The organism is Chryseobacterium sp. Leaf180 (assembly GCF_001424585.1).
Taxonomy (GTDB): domain Bacteria; phylum Bacteroidota; class Bacteroidia; order Flavobacteriales; family Weeksellaceae; genus Chryseobacterium.
This window is the reverse complement of the sequence record NZ_LMPJ01000008.1, coordinates 113150-130292: the sequence shown is the minus strand read 5'-3', so window position 1 is coordinate 130292 and position 17143 is coordinate 113150. Positions and strand designations below refer to the sequence as shown.

Below are 17143 nucleotides of genomic sequence, written 5' to 3'. Positions count from 1 at the left end.
AAAGTAAATAGTATATTCAAGAATAAACTGCAGATTTTCCATTTTAATATTCCAGAGGAGCGATAGAATTTGGTGGAATCAGTCCGCCGTGATTCTGCGCCAAAACATCACCACCAGATCTTGAGCTCATCGCCATCATTCTCGTTTCGCCAACTGTTTCTCTTCTCTCACTTCCTTTATAAGAAGTTTCGTCCAGCGGATTAAAATCAAAATCCAAATAATTTCCGTTTTCATCGAGTCTGTTCAATGTCGGAATCATAATAATCGTATGTTTTCGAGCGTAATCTTTATTTAAAAGTGAAAAATCTGGTGCACTGAGATCTTCCGGATATGCTGCGTAATAAAAACGGATGCCCAAATCTTTCTCGCTGATCGCCGAATTTCTGCTGCTGCTCTCTTTTTCGATGCTTGAAATGAAATTTTTGATCGTCCGGATATCAAAACTTACCGACTGCGCATCTTCAATTCTCAGATTATTTTGAATCGCCGCGAGCTGATTGTTGCGGTAATTATTGACCATATTTTGGATGAGATTGGCGGGCATCGTATTTGGCTTTTCCGGCTGAGAGGGCGAGTTGCCGGAATTTTCTGTCAGTTTTTTAATCAGCAGAAAAACAATTCCGCCGGCGACGAAAACGCAGGCATAAATAAAAATTTGTTCAATAGATAGATTTTCAGTTCTCATGGTTATAGATTTTTATTTAAAATTAGATATTATTCTGTAAAATTTGAAAAATTTCATCAGAAAATCAGCAGGGCTTTCCCTGAAGTATTTACCGTGATTCTACGGTTGTAATTTCCGTTTATTCTTTCTTCATTTTTCGTTAAACCACTGACTTTTCTCTTTCTGTGTCTTCGCAATTTTGACCTGTGTTTAAACATCAATAAAATTTAAAAAGGAGTTCGCCGAAAATCCTGAAAGAGTAGGCATCAAATAAATAAAATTCAATATCATGTCAAAAAATGTAAAAAAAGAAGAGAAAACAGAGTACACAGGTAAATTTCTTGTACTGCTTCCGGAAGGTTCTCAAAGTGCAAATTCTATCAGTTCTGTAAACGAACTGAGCGGTTTAAATCTAAAAAGCTCGCTCGATTTTGAAAATGAATACTTTACAATGAAGGATTTGGAGGCAACCGATGGAATTATTTTAGACAAACTCGGAATTGCCATCGTTAACGAAAATCCGAAACTTTCAAATTCAATTAGTACACTTTCAGAAAATCAGATCATTGTGGAAAGAGAACGCGTTGTACATGCGATTTCTATGCTTGATGATACTTCGCAGCGATACGTGGAAGGTTATCGCGATGCGGTTAATCAGTTTACCGAAATGCTGGTGGGAAAAAATTCTGACGAACAGGATTATATGCCGATGGAAGCTGATGTAGAATCTGTAGGATCGACTTGGGGCTTGAAAGCTACCAATGTGACGCCAACGACTATTCTTACGCAAAATCCTTACAACGGCGCCGGAATAAAAGTAGCGATTCTGGATACCGGTTTTGATTTTAATCATCCTGATTTTGCAGGAAGACCGATTATTCAGCAGAGTTTTATTTCCGGTCAGGCAACTCAGGACGGTCATGGGCATGGAACGCACTGTACAGGAACGGCTTGCGGACCTTTAAGTTCGCCAAATGCTTCGGAACGCTACGGTATTGCGTATGCTTCGCACATTTATATCGGAAAAGTTTTGGCCAATTCAGGGTCGGGTGCAGACGGTGGAATTCTTGCAGGAATCAATTGGGCGATTGCCAATGGCTGTGCCGTAGTAAGTATGTCGCTTGGTGCGCCAACCAATAATTCGGGTTTTTCTGCTGTTTTTGAAACGGCTGCGGCAAGAGCGCTTTCTTTGGGAACTTTGATCATTGCTGCAGCAGGAAATGACTCTACTCGGCCCGGCGTTATCAAACCGGTTTCTCATCCGGCAAACTGTCCGTCAATTATGGCAGTTGGTGCGGTGGATGTTAATATGAATGTTGCTTCGTTCTCAAATGGTGGACAATATCTTGCGTACGGCGCGGTAGATATTGCCGGTCCCGGAGTTGGTGTTTATTCTTCAACAAAACTTCCGACCAAATATGCTTCTTGGAACGGGACAAGTATGGCAACGCCACACGTTGCGGGTATTGCTGCGCTTTGGGCTCAGGCAAGCGGTTTGCGCGGAATGAATCTCTGGAACAAACTTCTTTCTACGGCGAAAACTTTACCTTTACCAAGAAGAGACGTCGGGGCAGGTTTGGTACAGGCGCCAACCAAAAGAAGATCGCTGGTACCTTTTCCTTTTCCAAAACCGATTTTGATTGATCCAAATATTCCGGTGAAACCTAATTTCCCGATTGATCCGATTGGGCCTATAGAACGGTAAATATGAAAAAGAAATGGTTAATCTCAGTTTCGCAAGGTTCGCTGGAAAGCGTCGCCAAAGAACTTAGAAAGCAAGATGTGCAGGTTTTGGAAGTTTTAGATATGATTAATGTAATCATTGCAGAACAGGGAAATCTCTCGCGGCACCAGATCAAAAGTATTATTGGAGTAGAAAATGTGGAAGAGGAAAATAATGTGAGTATCTGAAAAAAAGAATTATTTAAAAAGAAAAGGCAGCTCAAGAAATTGAACTGCCTTTTTTAATTTTAAAATTGAATTTAATAAACTCTCAAGCCTGATCTTGCTCCTGAAGAAGCCACCACAGCCTGCATTCTTGTTTTTTGCCCTGTAGAAAACATGTACATCGCTGCATCATCTACATAATCCATGTAATTCATAAACATTACAGAACGCTGCGTTCCGCTGCAGGTATTATATAAAGGATAAGATGGCTGACCGTAATTTGCACCGGTTTGCGTCGGGGTGTCGGCTACCAAATCGTTTCCGCAGTTTGCATCACCCCAAATATGTCTTAGATTTAAATAATGTCCAACCTCGTGTGTTGCGGTTCTTCCAAGATTGAAAGGCGATGAAGCGCCGCTTTTTCCAAAATAAGGTGAAGCGATAACTACGCCGTCATTCCACTGTCCAGAAGATTCCGGGAAAGTCGCATAACCTAAAACGCCGCCCATTCCGCCAACAAGCCAGATATTGAGATAATTGCTTGGTGTAGTCGCATTAATTCCGCCAGTAGAGGTTTTCTTCATCGCGTCATTGGTTGTCCAGCTGGTTTTCGTGGTTGATTTTCTAACCGTGTTTACCAGTCTGAATCGTACTTTTGTATCACCCGCTTTTAAGCTTTGAAAGGCCGTCGGAATTTTTGAAGCATCGCTGTTGGTTCCGGTAAAATCGGCGTTCAAAACAGCAATCTGCTCCGCGATTCTCGAATCTGAAACATTTTCTGCTGAAGTTCTGTAAAGCACATTTACGATCACAGGAATTTCTACACTTCCGTCTGAAAGTACTCTTCCCAGTTTCAAATTTTCTTCAAACTGCGCTGTTTTTGCTTCAATCTCATTTAGCTTCTGTCTGAGTTCCGGGCTTTTCTGCAAAGCTTCCTTTCGGATTTCCTCTGATGCACAACCTCGATGAAGTGCCGAGCCGCCAGTTGCACCGGTTGTTGTATACGATTCTTCCTGTTGATTATTTACATTATCACTATTGCACGCAATTACGAAACTTATTGCAAGTGCACCGTAAAAAACTTTTTTCATAGACATATATTTATTTATTATAAAATGAAATTAGAACTAATATTTTAAATGAACAATAGATTTTTAGAATTTTCACCAAAAGTATTATTCATTCAATAATATAAATTGTTTTAAATTAGATATAATTCACAATTTGAGTATTATATTTATTTTTTTAAATTATCACTTCTGTATGATGTTAAAATGCGGTTGCCTTTATAGAAAGTTAAATTATCATTTGTGACTTATCATAAATATTTTTGATTACTAAAACACTGAAAATTGAATATAGACAGCGCTCAAAAGAAAATTTTATAGTCAATACAGATGAAGCATATTGTTAAATTTTAAAAATTTCATCACAAAAAAATGCTCCGAATGATTATTAAGCTTAAAATTTCTTTAAGAAATGATAGATTTGCAGGAATAATTGAATTTTAACAGCAAATATTTTTTATTAATGAAAAAACAGACTATTGCATTATTTTGCATAGCAACATTCAGCATTTCTTGTGCTCAGAAAAATGACAAACAAGACCTTAGTAAATATACAGATGACCAAAAAGCATCTTATTATATAGGTTTGAACATTGCTCAGAATATGAAAAAAGAGGGTTTCAAAGTGGATGCTGATCTTTTGTCTCAGGCAATCAAAGAAGAAATGGCTGGAACAAAAAAACTGATGCCTGAAGAAGAAATGAATACCTTCATGCAGGGTTTTATGCAGAAGCAGGGCGAGAAAAAGCAGGCTGAAGCAGGTGTACAGGCAACGGCAAACAAGAAAAAAAGCCTTGAGTTTTTAGCAAAAAACAAAAGCAATCCAAAAATCAAAGCCACTGCGTCTGGTCTTCAGTACGAGGTTTTGCAGGAAGGTGACGGTAAAACTAAGCCTAAAGCAACCGACGTTGTGCAGGTAAAATATACCGGAAAATTAATGGACGGAACTGTTTTTGATTCTACCGATAAAAACGGCGGAGCTCCCATGGATATTAACTTAAGCAGTGTAATCAAAGGTTGGACAGAAGGTATTCAGCTGATGAGCAAAGGTGCGAAATACAGATTTTACATTCCTTCAGATTTGGCGTATGGCGACCAAGGAGCTGGCGGAGCAATTCCTGGCGGTTCTGCGATCATCTTTGATGTGGAATTGGTTGGAATTAAGTAAAAATTTTCAGTTTTAAAATAAAAATTTCCGCAGCGTTTGTCTGCGGAAATTTGTTTTTATATAATCTGAAATTTATTCTGCCGGTCTGAAAACCAAACCTGTTTCCTCAAAATAATCCAACGTGATTCTGTCGCCGTCGTTCACGGTTCCCGCGAGAATTTCTTTTGATAATTTATTTAAAACTTCCTGCTGAATGACTCTTTTCAAAGGTCTTGCTCCGAAAACAGGATCATAGCCTTTGTTGGTCAAATAATTCAGAGCGTCCTGTGTTGCGGTCATAATGATGTTTCTTTTCAGCAACAGATCATTGAAACCTCTCAGCTGATACTGAACGATTTTTCCGATTTCTTTTTTTCTTAAAGGCTGGAACAACACCGTTTCATCAATCCTGTTGAGAAATTCCGGACGAAGGGTTTGTTTTAATAAATCAAAAACCTGAATTTTAGTTTTGTCCACAATCTCATCCTGATTTTCCTCGGTAATATTTTCAAAATTCTCCTGAATAATGTGCGAACCGAGATTCGAAGTCATAATGATAATTGAATTTTTGAAATTCACAACACGGCCTTTGTTATCCGTCAAACGACCATCATCCAAAACCTGCAATAATGTATTGAAAACATCAGGATGCGCTTTTTCAATTTCGTCCAGAAGCACTACTGAATAAGGTCTCCTTCTCACCGCTTCCGTCAACTGTCCGCCTTCATCATAACCCACATATCCCGGAGGCGCACCAACCAAACGAGAAACCGAATGTCTTTCCTGATATTCACTCATATCGATTCTCGTCATATTGTTTTCATCATCGAATAAAAACTCAGCTAAAGCCTTTGCCAGCTCTGTTTTACCAACTCCGGTTGTTCCTAAAAATAAGAAACTACCAATCGGTTTTTTCTCGTCGCTTAAACCCGCTCTGTTTCTTCTGATGGCGTCTGCAACCGCTTCAATAGCTTCTTCCTGACCGACAACTCTGTGATGAAGTTCAGTTTCAAGATGTAATAATTTTTCTCTTTCGGATTGAAGCAATTTTGTAACAGGAATTCCCGTCCATTTTCCGATTACCTCGGAGATGTTATCTGCGGTTACTTCTTCTTTAATCAATTCATTCTGATGGTTTTGCATCTCCAGTTCGAGTTTCTGCAGAGCATCTTCTTTCTCTTTTATTTTCCCATACTGTATTTCAGCAACTTTCGCATAATCTCCGGCTCTTGATGCTCTTTCAGCTTCAAGTTTCAGAGATTCAATATCTTTTTTAATGGACGTTAAATCTTCAGATTTTTGTTTTTCTTTAAGCCATTTGGCATTGATTTCATTTCTTTCTTCAGAAATTTTTGAAATGTCTTCCTTTAAATGGTCGATTTTGGTTTGGCTTCCTTCTCTTGAAATGGCTGCCAATTCAATTTCCATCTGCATGAGTTTTCTGTCAAGAACATCCAGCTCTTCAGGTTTTGAATTGATTTCCATTCTCAGTTTAGCCGAAGCTTCGTCAATTAAATCAATCGCTTTGTCCGGCAAGAATCGGTCTGAAATATATCGTTGAGACATTTCTACCGCAGCAATAATTGCTTCGTCTTTGATTCTTACTTTGTGATGTGCTTCGTATTTATCCTTTATTCCACGAAGAATAGAAATCGCCGATTCTGTATCCGGTTCTTCCACCATCACTTTCTGGAAACGTCTTTCTAAAGCTTTATCTTTTTCGAAATATTTTTGATATTCATTCAAAGTGGTTGCGCCGATGGCTCTTAATTCTCCTCTTGCCAAAGCGGGTTTCAGAATATTCGCTGCATCCATTGCGCCTTCACCACCGCCGGCTCCTACTAAAGTGTGGATTTCGTCGATGAAAAGAATGATTTGCCCATCTGACTTAATAACTTCATTCACGACAGATTTCAGACGCTCTTCAAACTCGCCTTTGTATTTTGCACCGGCAATCAAAGCACCCATATCCAAAGAATACAAAGTTTTATCCTGCAGATTTTCAGGAATATCTCCGGAAATAATTCTGTGGGCAATTCCTTCTGCGATGGCGGTTTTACCAACACCAGGTTCACCAATCAGAATCGGATTATTTTTCGTTCTTCTCGACAGAATTTGTAAAACCCTTCTGATTTCTTCATCACGACCGATTACCGGGTCGAGTTTTCCTTCTGCAGCGAGTTCGTTGAAGTTTTTAGCATATTTTTTTAAGGACTGATACGTTTCTTCTGAGCTTGCAGATGTTGCGTTGCTGCCTTTTCTTAATTCTTTAATTCCGCCTTCCAAAAGACTTTTGGTTACACCCATATCTTTCAAAGTTTTTGAAACCTCAGAATTTGTTTCTAAAAGTGAAAGCCAAAGATGTTCGATGGTTACAAATTCATCGCCCATTTTTTTAGCGATGTTCGGCGCATCCAGCAAAACTTTATTTGCTGATTGTGAAAGGTAAATATTTCCGCCCTGTACTTTTGGGAGTCTTTCTAAATTTTCTCTGTTACGCTCTCTTACCAAGGTAGCATCTGCTTCGGCTTTTTTCAGTAAGAAAGGTGAAATATTTTCATCCGTCTGAAAAATTCCTTCCAGAAGATGTTGAGGTTCTATCTGCTGATTGCCAAATTCCATTGCCACTTGCTGTGCAGCCTGGATGGCTTCCTGTGATTTTACGGTATATTGATTCAGATTCATAATGTATTTTTTTTCTCGGTTTTAAATTGTGGTATCAGATTTCAGACCAAATTTCTGCTGATCTTTTCTATTTAATTTCCATCTGTCAAAAATGTTTTAATTAAGATCATTTCAGATGGTCATTTTGGTGAATTGCAAGAAATGTTCTATTAACGAAATCGCAGCAAAATGTGACAAATTTTCCCGATGTATTAAAAATTAGGTAAAAGGGAAGTGACATTTTTACCGAAAAGAATTTATTAAAGCAATGAGTTAGTCTTTTAAAAGTGATTTACTTTAAAAAATTCAGTTGCTGATAAGTGTTTTTATGTATTTTAATAAAAATTTAAGAAAATGATTAAAAATTTTCACTTTTTTTTCTTGTTTGGTTTAAATGAAAGATTTAGCTTTGCCCATAATAATGATAGCTATACACATGATGAAAAAAAATATATACTCTATTATCTTCGGGCTAACTGCTTGTGGTATTGCGCATTCACAAGTAGGGATTAATAATAACTCCCCACAACAGACATTGCATGTATCTGGTACTTCATCTGGCGTGAGCCAAAATATTATGAGGGTAGACGGATTGAACAGTACACAAAATACTGCGCATGAAAATGCGAATTCTCAAAAAAGGGTTTTCGCAAATGCTAACGGCGACTTGGTGATTCTTAATAATGCTCAACAGAATACCTTATTAAATATACAACTACCCGCTACCGCGATTACAGGAGGAAATGAAGGAATTGTAACAAGTCTTACTTTTACTCTTGCTTATAGATCGCTCGTACATTTTGAGTCCAGAGAAGGTTTTACAATTAATACCAATATCAACAACGGAGTTTTAGATAACGGACAGGCAAGATCATTTGGAGGTTATTATAAATTCACTTCTGCACCGGCGGGTGTTGCTACAAATACCAGATTCGGCGATAAGATTATTTCTGTAAGTACAACTTCTGGAAGCAATCAGCTTGACGGTATTTTCTATCTGGAGCCAAGAAAAGATTTAGTCTTGCCTGCAGGTTCTTATACGGTTTCTCTATACGGTTTTTCTGGAAGTGCAGCATTGCCTATTAGCGTAAACAATATCAATCAAACCAATCAGCAGATGCGTGTAAGTATTACGCCAATCTCATACAACTAATTACAAATGATGATGAAAAAAATATATTTTTTTGCCGGAGCTTTTTTGCTCTCTTCACAGATTGATGCTCAGGTGGGGATTGGCTTAAACAATGCTGCTGCCCAAAAAGCGCTCCATGTTTCTGGAGCTTCCACATCGACAAATATTCCGGGGACAGGAGTGAATGTAGTTACGCCTACTGTCCGGATTGAAGGTTTAAATAATACAAACCAGTCAATTACCGAAAGACTACGCCCAGTATCTGCAACTTCAACAGGTGATTTAGTACTGGCATCTCTACCTGTTATTCCTCTGGTAATGATCGATGCTATTTCGCCAGGAAATGCTGAGACAGATTATATTGCAAATGCGGCTCCTGTCATTTCTATACAAACGATTGTCGGATCTAATAATTATCCATTGCGATCTTTCTCTTTCGTTCTTGCGCATCCAAGTATTGTAAAATTCGGTGCTGTAACAAGTTTTGAATTTACAACTCCTGTTACTTTATTGCCTATTGTTGATAATTCAAGCAGAATTTGGGGAACCAAGTTTAGATTTACAACAGCGCCTGCTGGAATTTCCACTGCAGCTAACGCCTATTTTGGTGAATCGCTTCAGGGATACACTAATGTCGTAAATAACGCCTCAACTGTAGGACCTTATTATTCTAATTCTGAAGACAGTCTGTATTTACCAGCTGGTTCTTATACTGTGGAAGTAAGTGCATATATCGATACACAGACATCTGCAACTCCTATTAGAGTGGCGAACGGATTAGGAAGTGATACCATGAGCATCGTAGCATATCCCGCACAATAAAAATACAAATAATGAAAAACTTTATACATTTTTTACCTGTTGCTACCGCGCTTTTTGTAAGCAGCGTTTATTCCGCGCAGTCTGGCAATGTGGGCATTAACACCAATAATCCTCAACAGAAACTTCATGTAAGCGGAACCAAAAATATCATCACGGCAAACGTGGGTTCTTCAGGAATTGCATTAATTGCACCTACAGTACGTATTGACGGTTTAAATATTACCAATAATCCGGCGGTTTTCACAGCTGCGAGTACATTAAATCCGTATTATGTAAATGCAAACGGTGAAGCATTGGTGGTAAAAGGAGAAACTTCTTACAGCTACACAGCCCCAGGCTCTGATGCGATTACAACTCCTGTAAATTTTACAATTACTGGAAACTTAAATTATCAGCTATCTGCGCCATTACTGACAAGTACTTTTACATTGGATAGAAGGTCAATGGTGTACATAAGCTCAACAATTTCTGCTGATGCTTCTACAACTGCAGGAAATATTATTAATAACGGTAGAGCAAAATCCATTGGAGCAGTTTTACAGTTTACATCAGCACCAGCGGCCAGCGGTCTTCCATTAAACACATCTTATATAAGCGATGCAACATCTTTTACTAATGGTGCTACGCTTGGTTCTCTGAATAATTTCAAACTGAGCGCAACTACAGAAACTGTTTTGCCAGCCGGCACTTATACCATTGTATTACTTGGCGGAGGAATCAGTGGAAACGGTGATGATTTTCGTGTGACTTTTGGTAATGGAAACGGTGACAAGCTGAACGTTTTTGTACGACCACTTTAATCTTAAACAGACTTTAATAGTTTTTTACATATTTATTTACCCTTTAAATTTTTTTATTATGAACAAATTGAATGAAAAATTGGCAAACTTCTCAGTAGAGAAATTGGAAGAACGTAAAGAGTTTACTTTTTACTGCATGCCAAATCCATGTAATCCAAAACCACCATGTGGACCAACAACTCCACCGAGTAATCCAGGACAAGGTGGAGGAGGAAACTAGTTTTCCAAATTCTTTGAATAATCTACCTGAGTCTTTTGGCTCAGGTATTTTTTCCTATTAAATTTAAATACAATCTGATGAGCAATTCCAAAAATATTTCAACTCTTTTTTTCAGCAGCCAGGTAGAGTTTTTGAAAGACAGTTTTATTATTAATGATAAAGCGCTTTTCTCTAAATTTTCTGAGGCCGTGCAGAAATTCTGCTTTTTTATATTTGAAATTGATAAACTTATTGATGGCGATTATCAGTTCGAAAATCTCTACAGCAAAGAACATAATGTACTTTATAATCTGACGAAAAATCATCAGGAATCAATAAAACTGCTTCTTGATATTTTCCCGAAAGAGCATCCCTTCTGGGAAGATCTCGATCAGACAAACTTCAGATATTATCAGATATTGCTTAAAGAAAAGCAGTTTAACAAAACGCGGGAAAGAATTTCGAATGTTGATTTTGAGGATTATGCAGATGCGAAACATGCGTTGGCCTATATTCCGATTCGCGGGATGAAGTATCTTTTTGAATCTAAGATCGAAACGCATATGCTGGAAGATTTGTTCGCAAATATTTTCAAAGCCATGCAAATGAATGACGATCTGGAGGATTTTGATGCTGACGAACGTTCCGGGCAATGGACTTTTGTACATTCTGAAGTGCAGAATTTCATGACAGAAAATGATCTCGATGAAAACAGCAATCTGGAAAAGTTTCGCGAGCGTGTTCTTTATGTTTCGGGAATTGGCGAAAAACTCACATATTACGCTAAAGAAAAATTTCTTTCCGCTAAAAATTCAGCAGAGAAGTTTCAATTAAAAAATCTTACCTTGTGGCTTGATAACGCGGTTGATATGATGGAAAGTAACCAACAGCTGATCAGTAAACTAACGTCAAAATAAGTGTCGCTCATTCGCAGAGATTTTTTTATTTCGCCTTATCAAAAGGACAAGTTTGTGCTGGAGATTTCAGATCTTCATTTTATCATCAGCGGTCAGAGCAAAGATGTTTTGGATATTTTATTCGAATCTGATTCTTACACCACGGCTGCCAGAAAATTTAACAGCGCTTTTTCAGAAAATATTTCTCCCGAAGAATTTGAAGGTTTCGCGAAAAGTATTTTTTCTAAAATTCCTGTTTTTGAAGGTGATGTTGTAAGTACGGAAAAACAGAAAAGCTTCATAAAATTTCAAAAACCACTAATTTCTGCATCTCTCGCAGGAAAAATTGTTGAGCCTTTATTGTTTTTATTTCAGAAAACTTTTTTCTGGATTGCATTCAGTATTCTAGCCCTTGCTGGTCTGCTTTTGATTATTCTAATCGAAGTTCCGTCCGCAGAAAAATTTCCTGTTCTTTGGATCACACTTTTATACGCACCGACAATTTTTCTCCACGAGCTTGGTCACATTGCCGCTTGCAGACGTTTTGTGAAGAAAAACGGCGAAATCGGTTTTGGTGTATATTTTATCTTTCCGATTTTTTATTCTAATATATCTTCGATCTGGCATGCCAGGCGTGATGAGCGCGTCATTGCCAATCTTGCCGGAGTTTACATGCAGCTTTGGTGTATGCTTGCTGCGCTTATAGCATATTATTTTACCAAAAATCAAATGGTTTTGTACATGGCCTACATGCTCGCGCTGTACACTTTCGTCCAGCTGATTCCGTTCATCAGATCAGATGGTTATTGGCTTTTATCAGATATTTCTTCAGTTCCTAATCTGCAGTCGCGTTCAAATGATGAGGTGAAATCGTGGCTTCGCAGTCCACTTCAGAAAATCAAAACAAATACTTCAAAGGATTATTTCGTTTTGCTGTACGGCATTTTCAACACGTTGGTTCTGGTGTATTTTGTAGCGATACAACTAATTTATTACTGGAAAGATCTTCTTAATTTTCCGCTCTACATTTTTGAAATGCTGAAAAATTTAGTTTTATTAAAATTTAATGAGTTGTATATTGCACCACAGTTAGTTACAACGGTGATGTTCTATATCATAAGCTTTAATTTAATTAAAAAGGCATTCACGAAATCTCAAAAAGAAGATGAATAATCTGGTGATTTAAAATTCAATATATTTGCAGATCTCAGCGAAAAGCTGACTTCTATTTTTGGAAACCGCGCTATGAAGCTCAAAGAAAAACAGCAGAATATTTTGGATGTTGCCGTTGAACTCTTTAAAGAAAAAGGGTATCTCGGTAGCTCTGTGCGCGATCTTGCCACGCGGCTTAATATAAAAGCGGCTTCCCTTTACGCTCACATTCGCTCAAAGGAAGAAATTTTAGAATGGATTTGTTTCGGAATTGCAAATGAATTTTTCTCCGAACTTCAGCGTATAAAGAGCATCAGTCTTCCGCCGCGTGAAAAGCTTGATTTATTTATCGAAAGTCATCTTTCGGTTGTGTTAAAAAACCGCGATGTGACGCACATTTATTCCAATGAATGGAAACATCTGGAGGTGCGTTTGCCTGAGTTTATTGAGCTTAGGAAAAATTATCAACAGGAAGTCGAGCAGCTGATTACTGAAATTTATACCGCTGAACGCTGGGAACTTCGCTCTTCTGCATTTACAACGCGCTTTATCTTGCATACACTCAACAATTCTTATTTTTGGTTTAAAAGAAACGATACATCCGGAATTGAAATCAGGGATGAGATTCGCGATAAAATTCTTTTTGGCTTACTTGGAAACCGGAATTAATTTATAGAAAGCTTTATTTCAGGCAACTCATATCTACACAATTATATAAAATTTCCCAATTATTTGCACAGGTTTTTTTTTCTTTTTAATTTTACCTAACAAATGTTAGTTAGTGATGAGATTTGATGTTGAATTTTTAGAAATTAGTCAGTTGAGAAAGCTTCAGTCAGAAAGATTGCAGGTACTGATTGATTATCTTTTGGAAAAATCAGATTTCTACAGAAGAAAGTTTGAGGATTTAAATATTTCTAAAGGCGATATTATGTCGATCGAAGATATTTCCAAACTCCCCATCACTTACAAACAGGATTTAAGAGACAATTATCCGTTCGGATTATTTACGGTTCCGAAAAATGAATTACAAAGAATTCACTGTTCAAGCGGTACAACCGGAAAACCAACGGTGGTAGGATATACAAAAGAAGATATTGACTTATTCAGTGAAGTGGTTGCAAGATCGTTGAATGCAGCAGGTGCAAAACCGGGAATGCAGTTACACAATGCCTATGGATACGGAATTTTCACAGGCGGACTCGGTCTTCATTACGGAGCAGAAAAATTAGGAATGAGCGTTCTTCCGATTTCGGGAGGAATGACGACAAGACAGGTTGATTTAATTATAGATTTTAAACCTGAAGTGATCTGCTGTTCACCGTCTTATGCATTAACGATCGCTGATGAATTTGCAAAAAGAGGAATCTCGGCAGACGAAATCAGTTTAAAATATGCCGTTTTAGGTTCAGAACCATGGACGGAATTGATAAGACATCATATTGAAGAAAAATTGGGGGTTCATGCAACCAATATTTATGGATTAAGTGAAATTATCGGACCAGGAGTTTCGATGGAGGATTTTGAGGAAAAAGGCGGATCTTACATTTGGGAAGACCATTTTTATCCTGAAATTTTACATCCGGTTACAAAACAACCCGTCGCTTTCGGAGAAGAAGGCGTTTTGGTGATTACAACGCTGACTAAAAAAGCAATGCCGCTTCTCCGTTACTGGACAAATGATATTACAAGTCTCTACTACGACGAAAATGCCAAAAGAACCATGGTTAAAATGAAACCAATTCTTGGCAGAGCAGATGATATGCTGATTGTGAGAGGCGTAAATGTTTATCCAAGTCAGATTGAAGAGGCTTTTTCTCATATAGAAGGCGTGGTTCCCAATTATTATTTAACGCCGGTTGAGAAAGAACAGATGTGTGTGGCACTCGATATTGATGTGGAAATTAATGATGAATTGGTGGCCGCGGAAAATTTAAATATAAATTCAGATGAATATCTTATTTTCGCAGGAAATTTTGGAAAAAGCATCGAAAACGAAATAAAAAAACGGGTAGGAATTACTACGAAAGTGAAAATTCATGCTCAGGACAGTCTTCCAAAATGTGAAGGTGGAAAAATTAACAGAATACTAAAGACAAAATGAATTCATTTTATAAATTAAAAACTGTAAAAGTTCAGAAAGATACCAATGATGCGGTAAACGTTGCATTGGAAATTCCTGAGGAGCTGAAAGATAAATTCAGATTCAAACAGGGGCAGTATCTGAATTTTAAACTGATGGTTAACGGTAACGAAGAGCGCCGTTCCTATTCTATCTGCAATGCGCCGAGCGAAAAAAGCAACACGCTGGAAGTTTTGGTAAAGCTTTTGGAAGGTGGAAAAGTGTCCGGATATTTTAATGAGCATCTTCACATGGATGAGGTTTTGGAAGTGATGCCCCCAATGGGTGGTTTCAATACTTCTTATCATCCGACCAACACAAAGACCTATGTTGGATTGGCTGCAGGAAGCGGAATAAGCCCTATACTTTCTAATCTTAAAGAAAGTCTTTATCAGGAGCCCAATTCAAACGCTTATCTTTTCTACAGCAACAGAAGCATGAATCATGTGATGAAAAAAGCTGAGATTGATCAGCTGGTAGAACAGTTCAGCGGAAGGCTGAAAGTGGTTTATCTGGTAAGCCGTGAAAAACACGCTGACCCGATTTTTGAAGGAAGAATTTCTCCGGAAAAATTAGACCATTTATTTGAAAGATATACAGACATCGACGTGAAGGAAGCTACTTATTTTATCTGTGGACCTTCGGATATGATTAAAGGGATTTCAGATTATCTGAAGAAAGATAAAAAAGTTCCAGCGATTCAGGTTTTATTTGAATATTTCTCAGCTCCGGACGAAGAAGATTCTGCGGAAATGAGCGATGAATTCAAGGCAATCGCCAATATTGAAAGTATGGTAACGGTGATTATCGATGATGATGAATATTCGTTCCATTTGAATTCAAAAAAAGAGAGTATCTTAGATAAAGCATTGAAAGACAATCTTCCTGTACCTTTCGCATGTAAAGGGGGAGTTTGTTGTACGTGTAAAGCGGAAGTTCTCGAAGGAGAAGTTTTCATGGAGAAAAATTTCGCACTTACCGAAGACGAAGTAGCCAGAGGTTTTGTTCTGACTTGCCAGTGTCACCCGACAACGAATGTGGTGATGCTCAATTATGATGTTTAAATAATTTGAAAATGTTCTAATTTGGAAATTTGAAAATACCTTCATAGGGTATAAATTTTCAAGTTGTCAGACTTTTATAATAATTTTCAAATTAACTAATTCTCAAATTTTCAAATTAAAAGATTATGGATTTAGAAAAATTTGTACAATACGTACACGACGAAAATAAAGTAGAACCAAAAGATGTAATGCCCGATGATTACAGAAAATTATTGGTTCGTCAGATTTCACAGCACGCACATTCTGAGATTGTCGGGATGTTGCCGGAAGCCAACTGGATTTCCAGAGCACCTTCTTTGAGAAGAAAAATGGCTCTTTTGGCTAAAGTTCAGGATGAAGCAGGGCACGGTTTATACCTGTATTCTGCAACCGAAACTTTAGGAAACGGAACCATCAGAGCCGACAGAGATGCGACTTACGAAGATATGTTGGAAGGAAAAGCGAAATACTCAAGTATTTTCAATTATCCAACTTTGAGCTGGGCGGATATCGGTGCCATCGGTTGGTTGGTTGATGGTGCAGCGATTATGAATCAGGTCATGTTGATGGGGAATTCTTATGGTCCTTATTCAAGAGCTATGGTGAAAATCTGTAAAGAAGAGTCTTTCCACCAAAGACAGGGTTACGAGATTTTAATGGCACTTTGCCGTGGTACAAAACAGCAGAAAGAAATGGCACAGCGATCATTAGATCAGTTCTGGTGGCCGGCCCTGATGATGTTTGGTCCTAATGATGACAGTTCTCCCAACTCTAAAATCTCTATGAATTACAGGGTGAAAAGAGAAAGCAACGACAGCCTCCGTCAGCGTTTTGTGGATGTTACGGTTTCTCAGGCTGAGTTTTTAGGCTTAACTGTTCCGGATAAAGATTTAAAATGGAACGAAGAAAGACAACATTACGATTTCGGAGAACTTCCTTGGGGTGAATTCATGGAAATCTTAAAAGGAAACGGACCTTGTAACAAGAAAAGATTGCAGACAAAAGTAAAAGCGCAACAAGAAAACCTTTGGGTAAAAGAGGCGGCGAAGGCTTTTGCTGAGAAACAACAAAAAGAAGTTATATAATTTGAAAAGGTGCTAATTTGAGAATTTGAAAATGAACTTAGCGGTTTTATTTATAATCAAATTTTCAATTACGACACTTAATCAATTTTCAAATTACCGAATTTTCAAATTTTCAAATTAATTATGGCAAATTTAGATATGTGGGAAGTGTTTATTCAGACTAAACCGGGATTATCTCACAAACACGTTGGAATTGTACAGGCACCAACAGCAGAAATGGCTTTGCAGAATGCAAGAGACGTTTATACAAGAAGAAAAGAAGGAACTTCTGTTTGGGTTGTACCAAGTAAATATATTGTGACTTCAGAAGGAATTGATAAAGAGGCATTCTTTGATCCGGCTGATGACAAATTGTACCGTCACCCGACGTTTTACGAGATTCCAAACGATGTGAAAAATATGTAGATTAATAATTTGAAAATGTGTTAATTTGAAAATTTGACAATGACTTTAACGACGTTTT

At 37.8% G+C, this 17143-nt stretch carries 16 protein-coding genes; 13 read left to right on the top strand and 3 right to left on the bottom strand.

What is annotated here, in order from left to right; all coding sequences use genetic code 11:
* Positions 1–43: 43 nt before the first annotated feature.
* Positions 44–685, bottom strand: a complete 642-nt coding sequence (locus tag ASG01_RS08325) for a hypothetical protein (RefSeq protein WP_055862620.1) — start codon at positions 683–685, stop codon at positions 44–46.
* Positions 686–953: 268 nt separating this feature from the next.
* On the opposite strand from ASG01_RS08325, the gene ASG01_RS08320 reads away from it, so the two are divergent.
* Together ASG01_RS08320 and ASG01_RS08315 are read left to right on the top strand one after the other, a co-directional pair.
* Positions 954–2369 carry a S8 family peptidase gene (locus ASG01_RS08320; protein WP_082498327.1) on the top strand — a complete coding sequence of 472 codons (1416 nt, stop codon included), beginning with the start codon at positions 954–956 and terminating at the stop codon, positions 2367–2369.
* A gap of 2 nt (positions 2370–2371) precedes the next feature.
* Entirely contained in the window at positions 2372–2575 is a 204-nt protein-coding gene (locus tag ASG01_RS08315; protein ID WP_055862619.1) for a hypothetical protein, read from the top strand.
* A 71-nt stretch (positions 2576–2646) separates the two neighbouring features.
* Here the strand turns inward: ASG01_RS08315 and ASG01_RS08310 are convergent, their stop codons facing one another.
* On the bottom strand, positions 2647–3642 hold the full coding sequence (locus tag ASG01_RS08310; protein WP_055862617.1) for a zinc metalloprotease: 996 nt from the start codon (positions 3640–3642) through the stop codon (positions 2647–2649).
* A gap of 439 nt (positions 3643–4081) precedes the next feature.
* Here ASG01_RS08310 and ASG01_RS08305 point away from each other — a divergent pair, with 439 nt between their 5' ends.
* Positions 4082–4786: an FKBP-type peptidyl-prolyl cis-trans isomerase gene (locus ASG01_RS08305; RefSeq protein WP_131725348.1), complete on the top strand. Its 705-nt coding sequence runs from the start codon at positions 4082–4084 to the stop codon at positions 4784–4786.
* A gap of 72 nt (positions 4787–4858) precedes the next feature.
* Here ASG01_RS08305 and clpB read toward each other — a convergent pair whose 3' ends face one another.
* Positions 4859–7450: an ATP-dependent chaperone ClpB gene (gene clpB, locus ASG01_RS08300; RefSeq protein ID WP_055862612.1), complete on the bottom strand. Its 2592-nt coding sequence runs from the start codon at positions 7448–7450 to the stop codon at positions 4859–4861.
* Positions 7451–7865: 415 nt separating this feature from the next.
* Here clpB and ASG01_RS08295 point away from each other — a divergent pair, with 415 nt between their 5' ends.
* The 10 genes from ASG01_RS08295 to paaB all read left to right on the top strand — a co-directional run bounded on the left by ASG01_RS08295 (position 7866) and on the right by paaB (position 17085).
* Positions 7866–8582, top strand: coding sequence for a hypothetical protein (locus ASG01_RS08295; RefSeq protein WP_131725347.1), 717 nt, complete (start codon positions 7866–7868; stop codon positions 8580–8582).
* 12 nt (positions 8583–8594) lie between these two features.
* On the top strand, positions 8595–9383 hold the full coding sequence (locus ASG01_RS08290; RefSeq protein WP_131725346.1) for a hypothetical protein: 789 nt from the start codon (positions 8595–8597) through the stop codon (positions 9381–9383).
* An 11-nt stretch (positions 9384–9394) separates the two neighbouring features.
* Entirely contained in the window at positions 9395–10183 is a 789-nt protein-coding gene (locus ASG01_RS08285) for a hypothetical protein (RefSeq protein ID WP_055862606.1), read from the top strand.
* A gap of 297 nt (positions 10184–10480) precedes the next feature.
* On the top strand, positions 10481–11299 hold the full coding sequence (locus ASG01_RS08280) for a hypothetical protein (protein ID WP_131725345.1): 819 nt from the start codon (positions 10481–10483) through the stop codon (positions 11297–11299).
* Positions 11300–12451: a hypothetical protein gene (locus ASG01_RS08275; RefSeq protein WP_055862602.1), complete on the top strand. Its 1152-nt coding sequence runs from the start codon at positions 11300–11302 to the stop codon at positions 12449–12451.
* 72 nt (positions 12452–12523) lie between these two features.
* Complete coding sequence (locus ASG01_RS08270) at positions 12524–13099, top strand: TetR/AcrR family transcriptional regulator (RefSeq protein ID WP_055862600.1); 576 nt, start codon at positions 12524–12526, stop codon at positions 13097–13099.
* 115 nt (positions 13100–13214) lie between these two features.
* On the top strand, positions 13215–14534 hold the full coding sequence (locus tag ASG01_RS08265; protein WP_055862598.1) for a phenylacetate--CoA ligase family protein: 1320 nt from the start codon (positions 13215–13217) through the stop codon (positions 14532–14534).
* Positions 14531–15616 carry a 2Fe-2S iron-sulfur cluster-binding protein gene (locus tag ASG01_RS08260; protein WP_055862596.1) on the top strand — a complete coding sequence of 362 codons (1086 nt, stop codon included), beginning with the start codon at positions 14531–14533 and terminating at the stop codon, positions 15614–15616. Before ASG01_RS08265 ends, ASG01_RS08260 begins: the two co-directional genes overlap by 4 nt.
* Positions 15617–15741: 125 nt before the next feature.
* A complete protein-coding gene (paaA, locus tag ASG01_RS08255; RefSeq protein WP_055862594.1) occupies positions 15742–16680 on the top strand; it encodes a 1,2-phenylacetyl-CoA epoxidase subunit PaaA in 939 nt (312 codons plus the stop codon).
* Between the two features lie 123 nt (positions 16681–16803).
* Complete coding sequence (gene paaB / locus ASG01_RS08250; RefSeq protein WP_034695796.1) at positions 16804–17085, top strand: 1,2-phenylacetyl-CoA epoxidase subunit PaaB; 282 nt, start codon at positions 16804–16806, stop codon at positions 17083–17085.
* The last annotated feature ends 58 nt before the right edge of the window (positions 17086–17143 follow it).